The organism is Kribbella sp. DT2 (genome assembly GCF_049844575.1).
In the GTDB taxonomy this organism is placed as follows: domain Bacteria; phylum Actinomycetota; class Actinomycetes; order Propionibacteriales; family Kribbellaceae; genus Kribbella.
In genome coordinates, this window is the sequence record NZ_JBNCLH010000003.1 from 283,070 (window position 1) to 296,791 (window position 13,722).

The following is a 13,722-nucleotide window of genomic DNA, read 5'->3' on the forward strand; positions in this document are numbered from 1 at the left end:
ACTGTGAAGGTGACCGGATGAGGGTCCTGGCCTGGCTGGCGTTCCCGCTGGCCGCGACCGTCCTGGCGATGTGCTGGGCCGCCTGGCGTGGCCGGACCCGCGGCCCCCGCCGTACCGGGGGAGCCTTCGCCTCGGTCGAGGACTTCCGTCAGTTCACCGACGCGCTCGCCGCTCCCGGCCCCCGGGCCACTCCCGTACCGCGCACCGGGCTGCGCGGTCTCGTCCACAAGTTCAAGCCGGCCAAGGCCGCAGGGCAGGGTTCGTGACACGTCGTACCGCCACGCTGGTCACCGCGATCATCGTGCTCGTCTTCTCACTCGGACTGGTCACCGTCTTCCCGGTGCCGTTCGTGTCGTTCAGCCCCGGCCCGGTCAAGGACACGCTGGGCAACGCCAACGGCAAGGCGGTGATCGACGTCACCGGGGCCGCGACCTTCCCGACCAGCGGGCAGCTGGACCTGACCACGGTCTCGGTCACCTCGCCGGACCGCGACCTGACCCTGCCGCAGGCGATGCGCAACTGGCTCGACCCGCACCACGACCTGTTCCCGCGCGACATCATCTACCCGCCCGAGCAGAGCGCGGACCAGGTGGAGGAGCAGAACACGGCCGAGATGACCGGGTCGCAGGACAGCGCGGTCGCCGCCGCCCTGCAGGCCGCCAAGGCGCCGTACCACCCGAAGGTCGCGTCGGTGGCCAAGGACAGCCCGGCCGACGGCAAGCTCAAGCCCGGTGACGTGGTGCTGAAGGTCGACGGCGTCGCCGCCACCCAGATCCCGCAGGTCGGCGACCTGGTCCGCAAGAACAAGGTCGGCGAGAACGTCAGCTTCCTGATCCGGCGCGGCGGCGCCGAGCAGACCGTCGTGGTCAAGGCCGCGGCCACGCCCGGCGAGGAGACCCGCCCGATGGTCGGCATCACGGTCGGCGTCGACTCGACGGTCAAGGTGAGCGTCAACCTCGGCCAGGACATCGGCGGGCCGAGCGCCGGTACGGCGTTCGCGCTGGCCATCTACGACAAGCTCACCCCGGGCGAGCTGCTCGGCGGCCGGCACGTGGCCGGCACCGGCACCATCGACGCGCTCGGCCAGGTCGGCGCGATCGGCGGCATCCAGCAGAAGATCGCCGGCGCCAAGAACGACGGCGCCACGGTCTTCCTGGTCCCGGCCGCGAACTGCGAGGCCGCCCTGCACGCCGGGGTCGACGGCATCCAGCTGGTCAAGATCAGCACCCTGAACGACGCGATCGGCGCCCTGAAAGCACTGTCCGGTGGAACTGGAGACGTCCCCGCATGCACGCGATAGACAACCTGCCCGCCGACGCGCTCAGCCGTGCGGTGGTGGAGATCGAGAAGCACGTCAGCAGCGCGGGCTGGGACCAGCCCGCGCAGTTGTTCGCGCTGGTGCCGACCAAGGAGCTGCTGGCCGCCGAGCCGCAGTTGGCGTCCGAGCTTGGCGCCGGCGATGCGGCCCAGCCGCTGACGCCGGTGGCCCAGGGCGAGCTGCCCGGTGGCGTCGACGACAGCGACCTGGCCGGCGTACTGGCTCAGATCGAGTGGCCGGAGGGCGTCTCCGGCTGTGCGCTGGCGGTGGAGCGGGTGGTGCTGCCGGCCTCGGTCGAGTCGGGCCTGTCCGATGCCGAGTCCGACGCCGAGCTGGCCCGGATGGCGGGCAGCGATCCGCGCCGGCACGAGGTGCGCATGGTGGCCGCCGTACTGCGTGAAGGGCAGCAGTTCGGCGCCGTCCGGCTGCGTTCGCACGACGAAGACAGCGCCGTCCTGACCGGCAGCGACTTGGTTCCTACCCTCTGCCAAGTACTGTCACTGACATTCGAGCCTTCCAGCGTCGAGGAGAAGTAGCATGAGCGACGGTGTCTACGACATGCCGGAGGAGCCGCGCAGATCGCGGCGAACTCCCGGCCAGCGCCCCAAGGCGTTGCTGCCCACCATCGCCACGCTGATCGTGCTGCTCATTCTTTTCAGCGTCTTCACCGACGTCTGGACGCAGCGCCTGTGGTACCGCTCGGTCGACCTGGGCTCGGTCTTCGGCACCGTGCTCGGCACCCGGGTGCTGCTGTTCGTGGTGGTCGGTCTGCTGATGGCCGCGGCCGTCGTGGCCAACGTCATCGTCGCGTACCGGACCAGGCCACGGGTCGCGCTGGCTCCGTCGCCCAGCCCGGGCTTCGAGCGGTACGGCGACCTGCTGCAGTCCCGCGGCAAGATCGCGGTCGGCGTGCTCGGCACGCTGATGCTGATCTTCGGCGGCTCCGCGGCGTCGGGGGAGTGGAAGGTCTTCCTGGCCTGGCGCAACCGGACGCCGTTCGGGGTGACCGACAAGCACTTCAACAAGGACATCGCGTTCTTCGTCTTCGACTACCCGTGGCTGCGCGTCCTGCTCGGCTTCGGCTACTCGATCGTCCTGCTCTCGCTGGTCGCCGCGATCATCACCCACTACCTGTACGGCGGCTTCCGCCCGTCCGCGAAGGGGCAGAAGGCCTCCGGTGCGGCGCAGGTGCAGTTCTCCGTGCTGCTCGGTCTGCTCGTGCTGCTCAAGGCGTTCAGCTACTGGCTGGACCGGTTCGGGCTGACCACGTCCGACAGTCGCCTGTTCACCGGTATCTCCTACACCGGTGACAACGCGGTCCTGCCGAGCAAGGAGATCCTGGCGGTCATAGCCGTGCTGTGCGCCGGGCTGTTCTTCGCGAACGTCATCCGCAAGACCTGGCTGCTCCCGGGAGTCGGCACCGTCGTGCTGATCCTGTCCGCGGTGCTGCTCGGCGCGCTCTGGCCGGCCGCCCTCCAGCAGCTCCGGGTCCGCCCCAGCGAGCCGGTGCGCGAGGCGTCGTACATCACGAAGAACATCGAGGCCACCCGCCAGGCGTACGGCCTGGAGAACACCAAGGTCGAGAACTACGCCGCCAAGACCACGGCGACGTCGACCGAGTTGCAGGCCGACGCGGGCGTACTGCCCGGGATCCGGCTGATCGACCCGAGCGTGGTCGGCCCGACGTTCGAGCAGCTGCAGCAGGTCCGCGGCTTCTACTCGTTCCCGACCGACCTCGACGTCGACCGGTACAAGATCGGCAACGAGACCCGCGACACCGTGATCGCGGTCCGCGAGGTCCAGGTCGACCGGCTGCCGGCCGGCCAGCGCAACTGGAACAACGACCACACCGTCTACACCCACGGCTACGGCGTCGTCGCCGCGAACGGCAACCAGCGCGCCGCCGACGGTACGCCGGTCTTCTCCTCCAAGGACCTGCCGCCGACCGGTGACTTCGGTGAGTACGAGCCGCGGATCTACTTCGGCGAGCAGTCCCCGGACTACTCCGTCGTCGGCGCGCCGAAGGGCGGCGCGGCGGTCGAGCTCGACACCCCCGAGGGCAAGAGCGGCGGCGACCCGACGCTGAACACCTACGAGGGCAAGGGCGGCGTCCAGATCGGGTCGTTCTTCAACCGGTTGCTGTACGCCACCAAGTTCCGCGACGCGAACCTGCTGCTGTCCAGCCGGGTCAACGACGAGTCGAAGATCCTGTACGACCGCAACCCGCGCGAGCGGGTCGAGAAGGCCGCGCCGTGGCTGACCCCGGACGGCGACCCGTACCCGGCCGTCGTGGACGGCCAGGTGGTCTGGATCGTCGACGGCTACACCACCTCGGCGAACTACCCGTACTCGCAGAAGGTCGCGCTCGACGACAGCACCCGGGACACCACCACCGGGCGTGGGGCGATCGCGTCGCAGCCGAGCGAGGAGATCAACTACATCCGCAACTCGGTCAAGGCGGTCGTGAACGCCTACGACGGCTCGGTCGAGCTGTACGCCTGGGACGAGAAGGACCCGGTGCTGAAGACCTGGATGAAGGCGTTCCCGGACACCGTCAAGCCGCGCTCGGAGATCTCGCCGGCGCTGATGTCGCACCTGCGCTACCCCGAGGACATCTTCAAGGTGCAGCGCGACCTGCTCGCCAAGTACCACGTCGTCGACGCCGGCACCTGGTACCAGAACAGCGACCTGTGGCGCGTCCCGGCCGACCCGACCGGCACCGGTACGGCGGACTCCCCGGCGCAGAACCAGCCGCCGTTCTACCTGTCGCTGCGGATGCCCGGGCAGGACTCGCCGAAGTTCTCCCTCACCTCGGTCTACGTGCCGAACGCCGAACGGGAGAACCTGACCGCCTTCATGGCCGTCGACGCGGAGGCGTCGTCACCGGACTACGGGCAGTTCAGGATCCTTCGACTACCGGGCAACGTGCAGATCCCCGGTCCTGGACAGGTCTACAACAAGTTCCAGACCGACGAGGGCATCAGACAGGCGCTGCTGCCGATCAACCAGCCGAGCAGCGGCGCGAGAGCCCAGTACGGGAACCTGCTGACCCTGCCACTGGGTGGCGGTCTGCTCTACGTGCAACCGGTGTACTCGGTGCGGACGTCAGGTGCCGGTAGTTATCCGGTCCTGCGGTACGTGCTGGTGTCGTTCGGTGACCAGGTCGCCTTCGGGTCGACGCTGTCGGAGGCGCTGACCAAGGTGTTCAACACCTCGGTGGGCACACCCGACGACCCGCCGCCGGACAAGCCGAACCCGCCGCAGCAGCCGCCGGCGAACCAGACGATCAAGCAGGCGCTGACCGACGCGGACAAGTCGTTCGCGGACGCCGAGGCGGCGCTGAGACGTGGTGACCTGAACGGGTACCAGACGAACGTCAAGAAGGCGCAGGCGGCAGTCGCCCGGGCGATCGCGGCCGGTGCGCAGCTGCCGACGCCAACACCGACTCCGACAACGACGCCGGCGCCGACCAGTCCGCCGACGTCACCGACTGGCTGAGTCTCTCCGGAACGGCGGCTTCCCCTGCGGGGGAGGCCGCCGTTCTCCTTTTGTCCACAGCTGTTTTTCTGGATCTCCGCACTGGGTACTTCCCCGGCATCTTTCAGGCATGATCCCTCTTGTTCTGATCGCCCTGTTCGCCGGACTGTTCCCCCAACCGGAGGTGTGCACCTTGGACGGCTTCACCATCACTCATGTCCCCGCCAACATCGGTACCCCGTCCGACTTCGAGTACGAGTGGGAGGACGTCACCTTCCACAGCCGGGTCTGGGAGACCACCACCGGCGACGCGACCGCGGTCGACCTCAGCCTCAAGACCATCCGCGGCGACCGCGTCGCCGACCTGGAGTCACTGCGCGACTTCCTCACCGAGTACCACGAGAAAGACCCCGCGACCTGGGAGCTCACCCCGGCCCACGTGGGGTCGTACGGCGGCTACGTCAGCGACGGTCACGTCTTCTACTTCGTCCAGCCAGGCCTGGCCGCCGAGCTCACCATCGACCGATCCCGCTACCCCCAGGAAGCGCTACTGACCACCGCGGAAGGCTTCCACCCCGACTAGCCGACCACCCGTATCAAGTCGGCTACCGCCCAGGAACCGCGTTAGTGGTGATCGCCGGGCCTCGATCAGGACGGTGGTGCGGGCTCCCACTTGGTGCCGCCGAGGGGATAGATGTACCCGCGGCGGCCGGCCGAGGGGGTGGTCGTGAAGGGTTTGCCGTGGTCGTCAATGCGCAGCACACCGTTGCGGCCGCCGCTGGACCACTGCATCTCGAGGTACCAGGCGACCTCGCGCTTGGTGGTGCGGCTGGTGAGGTAGAGCACCTCCGGGTCGGACTCGCTCACCTTGAGCGGGAAGCCCCGCTGGCCGGCGAGTGGTTTGGCCTGCGCCTGACCGGCGTCGAGATCGATGTCGAAGGTCTTGGTCTCGACACCGCCGCCGCAGCCGTCGCCCATCCGGAAGACGGCGCCCGGCCGAGGCTTTCCGGCCTGGACCACCCGGATGTTCAGCGACTGGAGTACGACGGTGTCCTTACCGGCTCCCTGAACGGTGAGCTCGATCCGTTGGTGGCCGGCCGCGACACCGCCCAGGGCTTCGACCCAACCTCGGGCGTCCTGCTCGACCGGTGGCGGCGGGACCTCGCCCGGCGGCCGATCGAGCAGGTACAGACCGTCACAGGGGTCGTCCCAGGCGTGGGTGTTGACCGCGAGCGCCAAAGGCGCCGCTGCGATCGAGGACTTGGTCACCGAGGGCGAGCCTGACGAGTCCGTCGGGCCCGAGGTCTCGGCGCCGGCGTCGTCGGACCGCGTCCCGGAGGTGGCGTTACGGACCACCAGGGCGACGGCCGCGATCAGGACGATCGCGGCACAAACGGCCAGGAGAGGCCGGAGCGGCCGCCGGGGCCGCGCGGATTCGTTGCCCGCGACCTCGGGCGGCAGAGGATCCGTCGTCGATGCCGAGGCGGCCGTCGAGTTGGCGGAGAAGACGTCGGGCTCGGCGGCCAGGGGAACCGACGTGTCGTCGCCGGTCTCAGGTCCTTCGTCCGTGGACGTGGTCCTGCGGTCCCGGAGCCGGGCCGCGTCGGCGACGATCCAGCGACGATGAAGCTCGACCTGCTCTTCCGGAGTCGCCTTGCACAGCCGGGCGAGACGCTCGATCGGCGCGTACTCCGTCGGCACCGCGTCGCCGTTGCAGTACCGGTGCAAGGTCGACTGGCTCAGGTAGAGCCGTTTGGCCAGTGTCGCGTAACTGAGCCCGGAGCGGGTCTTCAGATCGGTCAGGAACGCCGCGAAATCGGTGATCTCCTCGGCTCGTTCCACCATCTCCCCATCCCAGTAGGCCGTCCCAGGAATGTGACGTTTCCCCAGGTCAGAGTCGTTCCGAACGTTCCATCCTCCCGCTCGCAGCGGATGGTGTAGCGGCTGGGACGAAGCCTAGACCAGCCTGGAACCAGTACCGCCCCACCGGTCGGCCGATCCGGCGGAGGGGGCTGATCTCACACCACCTCACGAAAGAAGCCGAACATGTCTGCTTTCACGCACCGTCACCGGAAAAACCTGCTCGCCGTCGGCATCGCGGCCCTGGCGACCGCCTCACTGGCGGCCTGCGGCGGCGCCGACGAATCGCCGACGAGTGCCCCCTCGAACGCCTCCGCCACGGTGCCCACCCCGTCCACCGCGGCATCCACCACGCTCGCCGCGGCGCCCAGCAGCAACGCCACGGCGTTCGGGGAACCGAAGACCGAGAAGAAGACCAGCCAGACGGTCACCTGCACCGGCGCCAACACCAAGGTCGTCGTCTCGAAGGTGTCGAACCCGCTCAACCACCTGCTGATCACCGCCACCAACACGGGCAAGGTCCCGTGCAACGCGTACAAGGCGCCGGGGCTGCGCATCGACGAGGCGCAGGCCGCGACCCAGATCAACCAGGACAGCCAGCCGCAGGCCGTGATGACGATCAAGCCCGGCGAGTCCGTGTACGCCGGCCTGACCACCTCGTCGGCGGCGGGTGAAGGCACCGACGGGTTCACCGCGCGTAAGCTGGAGGTGCACTTCGACAGCCGCGACGGCAGCGGCTCGGTCGATCCGCACGCCACCTGGATCTTCAAGTCCGGTGTGTACGTGGACAGCGCCGCCCAGGTCACCTTCTGGCAGTCGTCGGTCGCCGAAGCCCTCACCTGGTAACCCGGCCACGACGCCCAGGAGGAGAACAACGATGCAGGAGATCGATGCCGAGGTCCGGCTGTCCGCGGTGGAGCTGGCGCGGGTGCTGCCGCAGGGCCGCGGCCGGCGGTGGTCGGAGCGCGTGCCGGCGCTCTATCCGGTGGCGGTCCGGTACCACCGAGGGCGGCGGCGGATCGAGTGGATGCGGTCCAGTACCGCCTACGCGCGGATCAAGGACGGTGAAGACCTGCCGGTCCGGGTGAAGCGGCACAAGTCGCTGCTGCTGCGTCAGCTCGGTGAGACCGAGATGTGGATGCAGCACAACAAGGTGACCAACCTGAAGCTGGCCTGCGCACAGGTCGACGGCGTACTGATCCGTCCGGGCGAGACCTTCTCCTTCAACAAGCTGGTCGGCAACGCGACCCGGCGCAAGGGATACCGCAAGGGCATGCGGCTGTCCAACGGCCAGGCCCGTCCGGGGGTCGGTGGCGGGATCTGCCAGTTGGCCAACCTGCTGCACTGGATGGTCCTGCACTCACCGCTCACGGTGACGCAGCGTTCGACCCACAGCTTCGACCCGTTCCCCGACAACGGCAGGGTGCTGCCGTGGGGAGTGGGCTGCAGCATCGTCTACAACTACGTGGACCTGCAGTTCCGCAACGACACCGACCAGACGTTCCAGCTCCGCGTCGGAGTCGGCGAGCGCTACCTGGAGGGCGATCTCCTGGCCGAGCAGGCGCCACCCTCGTCGTACCGGGTCTTCGCGTGCGGCGAGCGCTTCCTTCGGGCCGGCGGCGAGTACTTCCGCCGCAACGAGATCTGGCGCACCGTCATCGACCGCCGGACCGGAGACCGCGTCGAGGACGAGCTGATCCGCGAGAACGTCGCCCTGGTCAAGTATGTCCCGGGGGTCGGCGATGTGGACATCGTCGACGTTGATCAGCTTGATCCGCAGCTGATCGCGGCGTTCGCGCGCTCTCGGCCTGGTCGCTGTACCGGGCCCGATTTGGATGCTCAGCGGCCATGACCTAGACTCAAGCTCGCAAGCAAGCGGCGCGGGGTGGAGCAGCTCGGTAGCTCGCTGGGCTCATAACCCAGAGGTCGAAGGTTCAAATCCTTCCCCCGCTACTTGAAAGGCCCTCTGACCAGGGGAATCTCTGGTCAGAGGGCCTTTGTCTGTCGCGTCAGAGTGGGCCGACTACGGTCTGGGCTACGGTCTACGAATCGTGTTCCTGATCATCACTGGGGCTGATCTGACATGACCTGCTCACGGTTTGTCCGCTTCGTCAGTTCCAGGGTGCGCGCTTGACGGGTCGCCGACCACGAGCGTTTTCTTCGTCGTACGGAGACCTCAGGCATGGCATTGGCTGCAGTCCACGACCAGGAGCGATCGATTTGCGCAGTCCGTTGCTGGTCGGTCTCGGGAGGGCGACCGGCTCATCGGGCGCCGGTCGTGGCGGTGGCTGGCGTGGCGGCAGGCTGGGGCGCCGGAGACAGGGGCCGGGCGCGCCCGGCACGGACGACCGTTGCCGATGACAACGATCTCGGCGAGCTCGTGCACCAGTACTACCGCGGCCAGTCCCAGTACGCCGAACGCGGCCAGTGGGATCAGTACGGTGATCAGGGCCAGGGACAGGCCGACGTTCTGCAGCATGATCGTTCTGGAACGGCGCGCGTGGCTCATCGTGTGGGGCAGGTGCCGCAGGTCTTCACCCATCAATGCGACGTCGGCGGTCTCGATTGCGACATCGGTGCCCATGGCGCCCATTGCGATACCGATGTCCGCGGTGGCCAGGGCAGGGGCGTCGTTGACGCCGTCACCGACCATCGCGGTCGGCCACGTCTCTCGCAGCCGGGTGATGATGGCCGACTTGTCCTCGGGAAGCAGGTCGGCGTACACGTCGGTGATGCCGGCCTGGGCGGCGAGCGCGGCCGCGGTGCGCTGGTTGTCGCCAGTCAGCATCGCCACGGTGTAGCCGTCGGCGCGGAGCCGGGCGATCACCTCGACCGCTTCTGGTCGTAGGTCGTCGCGGACCGCGACCGCACCGAGCAGCCGACCGTCGTGCTCGACCAGGCCGGCGGTGGCGCCGGCCTCCTGCATCCCGGTTACTCGATCGGCCAGGTCACCTGCCTCGATCCAGCCCGGACGACCCAGGCGGGCCGGGCGGCCGTTGACGGTGCCGCTCAGACCGGCGCCGGTGACCGCCTCGACACCGGTCGCGGAACTGTGGCCGTCGACGGCGGCCAGGACGGCCCGGGCGAGAGGGGTCATCCCAGTGGTGGTGCTGCTCGCGACGACCGGACTGATCTACCTGTTCCGGTTCCAGATCGAGCCTGCACTGCACGCGGACGTGATGAAGGTCGAGCAGGCCGCGGGGCTGCGGGTGCAGCCGTACTCGGCGCAGCTCGACGAGGTCAAGAGGAAATTCCCGGACGCAACGATCGTGTCGATGACCGAGCCGTCCGGCCCGGACCGGTCGACGGTGTTCTCGGTCGACACGACGGCCGGACCCAGGGACGTGTTCGTCGACCCGTACGAGGGCAAGGTGCTCGGGTCGCTGAACCCCGACACCACCTTGTCCGGTGCCGCGATCTTGTTGCACGGCGAGTTGATGATGGGCCGTGTCGGCGACTTCGTGATCGAGGTCGCCGCGTGCTGGGCGGTCGTGATGGCGTTGACCGGCTACTACCTGTTCTTCAAGGGCCGGGTTGCGAGGGCCCGCCGCCGGGCGGCCGGCGCCGCTGGTGCGGTGCTGCGGTCGCGGCATGGCCGTACCGGTGCTGTCCTGGGCGTTGGACTGCTGTTCTTGGTCGTGTCCGGCTTGCCGTGGACCGGCTTCTGGGGTGAGAAGGCCCAGCAGATCGCCACCAATCAGGGCAGCTCGTTGTGGAGCGAGGACCACGGTGCACTGTCGGACCCGACCTCGACGCTGGACGAATCCCTGCCGCACAGCCACAACGTCCCGTGGGGACTGGGCGAGAACAAGGTTCCGCGTTCTGATCCGTCCGAGAAGGGACGCTCGGTGGCCGCGGTCGACACCGCGATCGAGGTCGGGCAACGCAACGGCCTACGCCACCCGATGACGATCGCCCTTCCTGACAGCGACGCAGGCGTCTACTCCGCGATCGGGTACGCCTTCCATGACCCGGGCAAGGAACGCACAGTCCACGTCGACCGGTAGGGCGGCCGCGTGGTCTCGACCTACGGCTACAGCGACTATCCGACGTTGGCCAAGGTCGTGTCTCAAGGCATCGCGTTGCACGAAGGCCGTCGCCTCGGGCTGGTCAACTTCTGGGCCAGCGCCGTGTTCTGCGCCGGTGTCATCTTCATGGCAATCAGCGGACCGCTGATGTGGTGGCGCCGGCGCTCGACGGGCCCGGCGGTCGGCGCGCCTCGAGGTCGGCTTCCGCTGCGCGCAACACCGGCGCTGGCGGTGGGAGTCGTCGCGCTGGGCGTGTTCCTTCCGCTGTTCGGGTCACGCTGGCTGCGGTCTTGCTGCTCGATCAGTTCCTGCTGCGTCGGGTACCGAGGCTGCGCGCCTGGTTCAGCGTCACTCCCTGACCCGGACCTGACGAGCTCAGTTGGTGGAGGTGAGTGCGACTTCGCGCTGCAGGGTCTGGAGCGCGTCGCTGATCTCTTCGCGGATGCCGGGTTCTGTGACGGTGCCGTCGTCGCCGATGGCTTGGCGGGTCATGGGGATGCGTCGGCAGGCTGGCTCGATGACGCGGGCGTTGATGTAGCCCATGACTTTGGCCAGGGAGGCGTGGGCATCGGCGCCGCCGGTGGGTGCGGCGACCGAGGAGACGTTGAGCCAGGCAACTGGTTGGCCGTCCATTTCGGGGCCGCCGACAGTCCAGTCGAGCAGGTTCTTGAAGCTGCCTGGCAGCGCCCCGGCGTACTCAGGGGTGCAGAACAAGATCGCGTCCGCGGCGGCGATCGCAGTGCGGAGTTTTCGCGACGGCCGGGTGGAGAGGGTCGTGGTCGTCGTCGGGGTTGAACGCCGGCAAGTCGGCCAGGCCGTCGAACAGCGTGGTGGTGATGCCTTCGGGTGCGACGCCGGCCGCGGTGCGCAGTACGGCGGTGTTGGTGGATCCGGAGCGGGTGCTGCCGGAGATCAGCAGGACGTGAAACGGCGTGGACACGTGGGGCTCAGTCCTGTTCCTGGTTGGTGGCCGGCGGTAGGCCGAGTTGGGTGAGGCGGTCGAGGTTGTCTTCGAGCGTCCAGGTTTCGGCGATCCGGCCGTCGAGGATGCGGTAGCGGTTGACTTCGTCGACGGCGACGAACCTGCGTCCGGTGGGTGGGTGGCCGAACCAGGTGCCGGTGTGGGTGGCGGTGCAGGTGAATCGCCCGATGACGACGTCGCCTTCGGCCACGAGTTCGACGGTGTCCATGTGGACGTCGGGGAACGATGCCCGGAACGGCGCGATCCAGTCCCGGGCGGCTGCGGCCTGGCCGGGCGTGTAGAGCTCGTCGATGAGGTCGAGGTTGCCGCCATTGAGGACTTCGTCAACCAGGCGCTGCACGACGGCCTTGTTGGCCACGAGCTCGGCGCTGGCTGTCTGATGGGTCATGTGGCGTTCCTCGGTGCGTACATGATCACGGCGACGCCGACCAGGCAGACCGCTGCGCCGAGGATGTCCCACCGGTCGGGGCGGAACCCGTCGACGAGCATGCCCCAGGCCAGGGAGCCGGCGACGAAGATGCCGCCGTACGCGGCCAGGATCCGCCCGAAGTTCGGGTCAGGCTGGAAAGTCGCGACGAAACCGTACGCGCCGAGAGCGAGAACGCCGGCGGCGATCCACCATAGGCCTTTGTGTTCGCGCCAGCCTTGCCAGATCAACCAGGCCCCGCCGATCTCGGCCACGGCGGCCAGCACGAACAGTGCGATGGATTTGGCGATCGTCATGGATCAGAACGTATCCAGCGGTACGTCGGCCTTACTCGTCCGGGCCGGCGCCGAGGGCGCCGGCATACCGAGGTCGACCGGTCCGCTGTCCGTGGCACAGCTGGCGCGGCGGCGCTTGCGCAGGACCCAGACCACGCCGATCAGGGCAAGGACGGCCACGATGGCCAGGGCCGGGACCCATACGGCGCCGGCGAGTGAGGCGATCGACAGGCCGCCGAGGATGGCCAGCACGGGTCCTGCGCAGCACACCGCGCAGGCACCGACCGCGATCGCTCCGGCGCCGACCACTCGCCACGGTCGACGGGTCTTGTCGGCTTGAGTCGGGTCAGCAACAGCCACGGTGGTCCTCGGATTCTTCGACCAGCTGCAGTCGCTTGCTGGTGGGCGTCGGGTGGGCAGCGAGGTCGGCGAAGGGCAGGGGACAGGTGGGGCTGTGGGCGCAGTCGATCAGGTCGTCGCATCCCGCATCGAGTGCCGTCCGAAGCGAAGTAGCGATCACGGTCAGGTCGGCGATCTTGGCTTCGACGTCGACCAGTTTGTCCCGGGCTCTGGCTTGGAGGCCTTCGTCTGGTTTCTTGCCGTGGCGGTGGCGGCCGGCCTCGAGCAGGTCGGAGATTTCCTCCAGGGTGAACCCGAGCCGCTGCGCGGCTTTGATCACCCGCAGCACGGTCACGGCCTCCGGTGGGTAGAGGCGGTGACCGCCAGGGCTGCGGTCGGGTTCGGCCAGCAGGCCGCGGCGTTCGTAGTACCGCAGCGTTTGCAGATTCACCCCCGCCGCATCGGCGACCTGACCCGACCGCAGGCCAGCGTGAGTGGTGATGCTCATGTCAGCCGGCCACGGGCGCGCCCAGGCCGACTGCGCCGGTGGCGCGGGCAGCGAAGGCGTCCAGTACCGCGACGTGCGCGGCCGGGACGGTCACGGTCATCGCCAGCGCGTCGCCTGCTGGGCTGAAGTCGAATCCGAAGAACGAGCAGCAGCTGGTCTCGCGGCCGGCCAGGTCCCGCGCCTGAGTCTCGGCGTCGGCGGCGAGGGTCAGCCGTAGCGTGGTGGGATCGATACGCTCCGCACCCTGGGCGGAAGCGGAGAACAGGTGGTCGAACTCGGCGACCCGGATTGGCTGCTCGGCGGTTGGCAGCGTGCAGGAAGCCGGAACCCAGTCCAGGCCGGTGGTGGAAGTGTTGGCGTCTGAGGAGCACATACGTAGACGGTAAACCTGTACCCCAGTACCGGATGCAACCCCGATCTCGCAGCGATGCCGGACCACCGCTCACGGTACTGGCCCGAGATGGTCCAGCAACGGATCCGCGGCCCGCGCAGTATGGTCTCAACCCCT

At 68.6% G+C, this 13,722-nt stretch carries 17 protein-coding genes, 1 tRNA gene and 1 pseudogene; 10 read left to right on the top strand and 9 right to left on the bottom strand.

What is annotated here, in order from left to right; translation table 11 throughout:
* Positions 1–17: 17 nt before the first annotated feature.
* From ACLQ2O_RS14770 to ACLQ2O_RS14790, 5 genes are all read left to right on the top strand, one after another.
* Complete coding sequence (locus ACLQ2O_RS14770) at positions 18–266, top strand: hypothetical protein (RefSeq protein ID WP_425831447.1); 249 nt, start codon at positions 18–20, stop codon at positions 264–266.
* Complete coding sequence (locus ACLQ2O_RS14775) at positions 263–1,300, top strand: YlbL family protein (protein WP_425831449.1); 1,038 nt, start codon at positions 263–265, stop codon at positions 1,298–1,300. Before ACLQ2O_RS14770 ends, ACLQ2O_RS14775 begins: the two co-directional genes overlap by 4 nt.
* On the top strand, positions 1,288–1,854 hold the full coding sequence (locus tag ACLQ2O_RS14780) for a PPA1309 family protein (RefSeq protein WP_425831451.1): 567 nt from the start codon (positions 1,288–1,290) through the stop codon (positions 1,852–1,854). Before ACLQ2O_RS14775 ends, ACLQ2O_RS14780 begins: the two co-directional genes overlap by 13 nt.
* A gap of 1 nt (position 1,855) precedes the next feature.
* Complete coding sequence (locus ACLQ2O_RS14785) at positions 1,856–4,816, top strand: UPF0182 family protein (RefSeq protein ID WP_425831453.1); 2,961 nt, start codon at positions 1,856–1,858, stop codon at positions 4,814–4,816.
* Between the two features lie 109 nt (positions 4,817–4,925).
* The gene (locus ACLQ2O_RS14790; RefSeq protein WP_425831455.1) at positions 4,926–5,378 is read left to right on the top strand and encodes a hypothetical protein; all 453 of its coding nucleotides are present in this window, start codon (positions 4,926–4,928) and stop codon (positions 5,376–5,378) included.
* A gap of 65 nt (positions 5,379–5,443) precedes the next feature.
* On the opposite strand, the gene ACLQ2O_RS14795 is transcribed toward ACLQ2O_RS14790, so the two are convergent.
* Complete coding sequence (locus ACLQ2O_RS14795; protein WP_425831457.1) at positions 5,444–6,640, bottom strand: helix-turn-helix domain-containing protein; 1,197 nt, start codon at positions 6,638–6,640, stop codon at positions 5,444–5,446.
* 201 nt (positions 6,641–6,841) lie between these two features.
* Between ACLQ2O_RS14795 and ACLQ2O_RS14800 the strand changes: the two genes are divergently transcribed.
* The 3 genes from ACLQ2O_RS14800 (at position 6,842) to ACLQ2O_RS14810 (ending at position 8,608) form a co-directional block, all read left to right on the top strand.
* A complete protein-coding gene (locus tag ACLQ2O_RS14800; protein ID WP_425831459.1) occupies positions 6,842–7,501 on the top strand; it encodes a DUF4232 domain-containing protein in 660 nt (219 codons plus the stop codon).
* A gap of 31 nt (positions 7,502–7,532) precedes the next feature.
* A complete protein-coding gene (locus tag ACLQ2O_RS14805; RefSeq protein ID WP_425831461.1) occupies positions 7,533–8,507 on the top strand; it encodes a VanW family protein in 975 nt (324 codons plus the stop codon).
* A gap of 27 nt (positions 8,508–8,534) precedes the next feature.
* Positions 8,535–8,608, top strand: a tRNA-Met gene (locus ACLQ2O_RS14810).
* Between the two features lie 223 nt (positions 8,609–8,831).
* Here the strand turns inward: ACLQ2O_RS14810 and ACLQ2O_RS14815 are convergent.
* A complete protein-coding gene (locus ACLQ2O_RS14815; RefSeq protein ID WP_425831463.1) occupies positions 8,832–9,752 on the bottom strand; it encodes an HAD-IC family P-type ATPase in 921 nt (306 codons plus the stop codon).
* 4 nt (positions 9,753–9,756) lie between these two features.
* On the opposite strand from ACLQ2O_RS14815, the gene ACLQ2O_RS14820 reads away from it, so the two are divergent.
* The gene (locus ACLQ2O_RS14820; RefSeq protein WP_425831465.1) at positions 9,757–10,662 is read left to right on the top strand and encodes a PepSY-associated TM helix domain-containing protein; all 906 of its coding nucleotides are present in this window, start codon (positions 9,757–9,759) and stop codon (positions 10,660–10,662) included.
* A gap of 57 nt (positions 10,663–10,719) precedes the next feature.
* A pseudogene (locus ACLQ2O_RS14825) lies at positions 10,720–10,785 on the top strand (hypothetical protein); the annotation flags it as partial.
* Between the two features lie 273 nt (positions 10,786–11,058).
* On the opposite strand, the gene ACLQ2O_RS14830 reads toward ACLQ2O_RS14825, so the two are convergent.
* The 7 genes from ACLQ2O_RS14830 to ACLQ2O_RS14860 are packed head-to-tail and all read right to left on the bottom strand — an operon-like array spanning position 11,059 to position 13,587.
* The gene (locus ACLQ2O_RS14830; RefSeq protein WP_425831467.1) at positions 11,059–11,397 is read right to left on the bottom strand and encodes an NADPH-dependent FMN reductase; all 339 of its coding nucleotides are present in this window, start codon (positions 11,395–11,397) and stop codon (positions 11,059–11,061) included.
* Positions 11,381–11,623 carry an NADPH-dependent FMN reductase gene (locus ACLQ2O_RS14835; RefSeq protein ID WP_425831469.1) on the bottom strand — a complete coding sequence of 81 codons (243 nt, stop codon included), beginning with the start codon at positions 11,621–11,623 and terminating at the stop codon, positions 11,381–11,383. The genes ACLQ2O_RS14830 and ACLQ2O_RS14835 overlap by 17 nt, the downstream gene beginning before the upstream one ends.
* Before the next feature lie 7 nt (positions 11,624–11,630).
* On the bottom strand, positions 11,631–12,023 hold the full coding sequence (locus ACLQ2O_RS14840) for an ester cyclase (RefSeq protein ID WP_425831471.1): 393 nt from the start codon (positions 12,021–12,023) through the stop codon (positions 11,631–11,633).
* Positions 12,024–12,049: 26 nt separating this feature from the next.
* The gene (locus ACLQ2O_RS14845) at positions 12,050–12,388 is read right to left on the bottom strand and encodes a YnfA family protein (RefSeq protein ID WP_425831473.1); all 339 of its coding nucleotides are present in this window, start codon (positions 12,386–12,388) and stop codon (positions 12,050–12,052) included.
* Positions 12,389–12,391: 3 nt separating this feature from the next.
* Positions 12,392–12,727, bottom strand: coding sequence for a hypothetical protein (locus ACLQ2O_RS14850; RefSeq protein WP_425831475.1), 336 nt, complete (start codon positions 12,725–12,727; stop codon positions 12,392–12,394).
* On the bottom strand, positions 12,714–13,214 hold the full coding sequence (locus ACLQ2O_RS14855) for a MerR family transcriptional regulator (RefSeq protein ID WP_425831477.1): 501 nt from the start codon (positions 13,212–13,214) through the stop codon (positions 12,714–12,716). Before ACLQ2O_RS14855 ends, ACLQ2O_RS14850 begins: the two co-directional genes overlap by 14 nt.
* Before the next feature lies 1 nt (position 13,215).
* Positions 13,216–13,587, bottom strand: a complete 372-nt coding sequence (locus tag ACLQ2O_RS14860; protein WP_425831479.1) for a hypothetical protein — start codon at positions 13,585–13,587, stop codon at positions 13,216–13,218.
* Positions 13,588–13,722 lie beyond the last annotated feature (135 nt).